The organism is Streptomyces hygroscopicus subsp. hygroscopicus, assembly GCF_001553455.1.
In the GTDB taxonomy this organism is placed as follows: domain Bacteria; phylum Actinomycetota; class Actinomycetes; order Streptomycetales; family Streptomycetaceae; genus Streptomyces; species Streptomyces hygroscopicus.
In genome coordinates this window covers 1-4,149 of sequence record NZ_BBOX01000300.1, presented here as the reverse complement: position 1 = coordinate 4,149, position 4,149 = coordinate 1, and the positions used below count along the sequence as shown (strand labels likewise).

Annotated in this window: 1 protein-coding gene; it reads right to left on the bottom strand. The window is 75.2% G+C overall.

Annotated elements, in window-relative coordinates; translation table 11 throughout:
* A partial coding sequence (locus AXW62_RS27930) for a type I polyketide synthase (protein WP_159060975.1) occupies positions 1-4,149 on the bottom strand: 4,149 nt, incomplete at both ends.

The following is a 4,149-nucleotide window of genomic DNA, read 5'->3' as shown; positions in this document are numbered from 1 at the left end:
CGGCACCGGCGTACCCGAGCACGGTCGCCACCTGACCGCGGACCAGGTCCAGCAGCAGCCGCTCCTGCTCGGACTCGGACAGCCCGGCCAGCCGCCCGGCGAGACCGGTCTCGCCGCCCGCCGCGACCGCGTCCACCGCCCGCCGCGCCGGGACCCGCACCAGCCCCCGGAACAGGGGGGAGACCGCGCCCTGTGCGGCCTGGGTGCGCAGCGCGGCGAGGTCCACCCGCATCGGCACCAACGCCGCCTCGTCGACGGTCAGCGCGGTGTCGAGCAGCGCCAGGCCCTCCGCCACCGGCAGCGGCGGCAGCCCCGCGCGCCGCATCCGGGCGATGTCGGCCTCGTCCAGGGTGCTGCCCATACCGGTCCCGGCCCACAGGCCCCACGCCAGCGAGGTGGCGGGCAGCCCCTCGGCCCGGCGGTGTACGGCCAGGGCGTCCAGGAAGGCGTTGGCGGCGGCGTAGTTGCCCTGTCCCGGGCCGCCGAACACACCGGAGGAGGACGAGAACAGGGCGAAGGCCGCGAGGTCCAGGTCGCGGGTCAGTTCGTGCAGGTTCCAGGCCGCGTCCACCTTCGGACGCAGCACCCGCTCCAGCCGCTCCGGGGTGAGCGAACCGATCACCCCGTCGTCCAGCACACCGGCCGTATGCACCACAGCCGTCAGCGGACGATCGGCCGGAATACCCGCCAGCACCTCCGCCAGCGCCTCCCGGTCCGCCACATCACACGCCGCCCAACGCACCTCCGCACCCAACTCAGCGAGTTCGGCGGCGAGTTCGGCAGCGCCCGGCGCCCGTTCACCACGGCGGCTCACCAGCAGCAGATGCCGCACCCCGCGCTCCGCCACCAGATGGCGGGCCACCAGACCACCCAGCGAACCGGACGCACCCGTCACCAGCACCGTGCCCGCGGGGTCCAAGACGCCCTCGGCGGCCGTCTCCTCCGCCACCGGCACCCGCGCCAGCCGGGGTACGGACACCGCGCCCGCGCGGATCGCCAGCTGCGGTTCGTCCGACGCCAGGGCGGCGGACAGCACACGCGAGGACTCGTCCCGGCCGTCGATGTCCACCAGCACGAAACGGCCCGGGTTCTCCGACTGCGCCGAGCGCACCAGACCCCACACCGCCGCACCGGCCAGATCCGCCACCGGCTCCCCGGCCTCGACGGCCACCGCGCCACGGGTCACCACGACCAGCGGGGCATCCCCGAACCGCTCCTCGTCCAGCCACCGCTGGACGGCGTCGAGCGCCGCGGCGGCGGCGCGGTGCGCCGCGCGGGCCGTCCGCTCACCGCACTCGGCGGACGGCGACACGATGACGTACTCGGGCGCGGGCGCCGAGCCCGCGGCGACCGCCTCGGCCAGCGTCGCCAGGTCCCCGTACGCGGTGGCCCCGAGCCCGAGCGGATCGGCGCCCAGCACGGCCCACCGGCCGTCGGCCGGCACCTGCGCACCGGCCGCGTCGGCGAGCCCGGCCGGTGTGGTCCACTCCAGGCGGAACAGCGACTCGTGGTACGCCGTGCGCGCACTGTGCAGCTGCTCGGCCGAGACCGGGCGCAGCCCGAGCGTCTCGACGGCCGCGACCGGCGCGCCGGTGGTGTCGGCGATCTCCAGCCGGACCCCGTCGCCGCCCGCGGGGGCCAGGTGGACGCGCAGCGCCGAGGCGCCGCTCGCGTACAGCGACACTCCGGTCCAGGCGAACGGCAGCCGCCCTTCCCCGCCCGTGTTGCCCAGGCCGCCCAGTCCGATGGCGTGCAGCGCGGCGTCCAGCAGCGCCGGGTGCAGCCCGAACGCGGCGGCCTCCTCGGCCGTGGCCTCGTCCAGCGCCACCTCGGCGAACACCTCGCCACCGCGCTGCCACGCCCTGCGCAGCCCCTGGAACGCGGGGCCGTAGGCGAAGCCGATGTCCCGCAGGCCCTCGTAGCGGCCGTCCAGCTCCAGCTCGGTCGCGTCCGCCGGGGGCCATGCGCTCAGCTCGAACGACGCCTCCGGACGGCCGCCGGACGCCAGGACACCGGCGGCGTGCCGGGTCCACGGCTCCTCGGCGGGCAGGCTCTCCAGCCGGGAGTGCAGCGACAGCGGACGGCGGCCCGTCCCGTCGGCCGCGCCGACCGAGAGCCGCAGCTGGACGCCGCCCTGCGCGGGCAGGACCAGCGGCGCTTCGAGGGTCAGCTCTTCGAGGTAGTCGCAGCCGACCTGGTCACCGGCCCGGATGGCCAGCTCCACGAAGGCGGTGCCCGGCAGCAGCACCGTGTCCAGGATGGTGTGGCCCGCGAGCCACGGGTGGGTCGAGAGCGCCAAGCGCCCGGTGAACAGCATCCCGTCCGCGTCCGGCAGTTCGGCGCTGGCGCCGAGCAGCGGGTGCTCGGCCTCGCCGAGCCCCACCGCGGCCACGTCGCCGAGGAACAGCGACGAGACCTTCGGCCAGTAGCGCTGCCGCTGGAAGGCATACGTGGGAAACGCGGCCAGCTCGACCTGTGCGGCGCCGGTCCCGGCGTAGTAGGCCGCCCAGTCCACCGCCACCCCGCGGACGTGTGCCCGCGCGACGGCCGACAGCAGCGCCTCGGCCTCGGGGCGGTCCTTGCGCAGCGCGGCGGCGAACGCGGTGTCCTCGCCGGTCACGCACTCCTGGGCCATGGCGGTGAGCACACCGTCCGGACCCAGCTCCACGAACGTGGTGACGCCCCGGGCTTCCAGGGCACGGACGCCGTCCAGGAAGCGGACGGCCTCCCGGACGTGGCGCACCCAGAAGTCCGGCGTGGTGATCTCCTCGGCGGACACGACGTCGCCGGTGAGGTTGGAGACGATCGGGATGCGCGGGGCCTGGTAGGTGAGCCCCTGCGCCACCTCGCGGAACGCCTCCAGCATCCCGTCCATACGCGGCGAATGGAAGGCGTGGCTGACCGTCAGCCGCTTGGTCTTCCGACCCTGCGCCTCGAACGACGCCGCGATCTCCGACGCCGCGTCCTCGTCACCCGCGATGACCACCGACGTGGGCCCGTTGAGGGCGGCGATGCTGACCCGCTCGGTCAGCAGCGGCGCCACCTCGTCCTCCGACGCCTGGACGGCGATCATCGCGCCACCCGCCGGAAGCTCCTGCATCAGACGGCCACGAGCGGCCACCAGCTTCGCCGCGTCGGCGAGCGTCAGCACACCCGCCACATGCGCGGCGGCCAGCTCACCGATCGAATGCCCCGACAGGAAGTCCGGCCGCAGACCCCACGCCTCCACCAGCCGGAACAGCGCCACCTCGAGAGCGAACAGCGCGGGCTGGGTAAACCCGGTCCGGTCCAGCACCGACGCGTCATCCCCGAACAGCACGTCCCGCAGCGGCTGCTCCAGATGCGCGTCCAGGTGGGCGCACACCTCGTCCAGCGCGTCCGCGAACGCCGGGAAGGCGTCGTACAGCTCACGGCCCATGCCGGGCCGCTGGCTGCCCTGCCCGGTGAACAGGAACGCCACCTTGCCATCGCCGACCGTGTCCACGACCAGCCCGGCGGCGCCGCGCCCCTCGGCGAGCGCGTCCAGATTGGACAGCAGCCCGTCCCGGTCCCCGGCGACGAGCGCGGCGCGCTCCTCGAAGGCCGTACGGCGGGTGGCGAGCGTGAACGCCACGTCGGCGGCGTCCAGCCCGGGGCGGTCAGCGAGGTGGGCGCGCAGCCGTGCGGCCTGGTCGCGCAGGCCCTCGGAGGACTTGGCGGAGAGCACCCAGGTGGTGGGGACGCCGGTCCGGGGCGCGGCGGCGGGCGCCGGGGCCTCGGTCTCGTCCACGGCCACCGGGGCCTGTTCGATGATGGTGTGCGCGTTGGTGCCGCTGATGCCGAACGAGGACACCGCGGCCCGGCGCGGACGGCCGGTCTCCGGCCACTCCCGCGCCTCGGTCAGCAGGGCGACCGCGCCCGCCGACCAGTCCACGTGCGGGGTGGGCTCATCGACGTTGAGGGTCTGCGGCAGCACACCGTGCTGGATGGCCAGCACCATCTTCATCACACCGGCGACACCGGCGGCGGCCTGGGTGTGGCCGAAGTTGGACTTGATGGAGCCGAGCCACAGCGGCTGGTCGGCGTCGCGCTCCTGGCCGTAGGTGGCGAGCAGCGCCTGCGCCTCGATCGGGTCACCGAGCTTGGTGCCGGTGCCGTGTGCCTCGACGG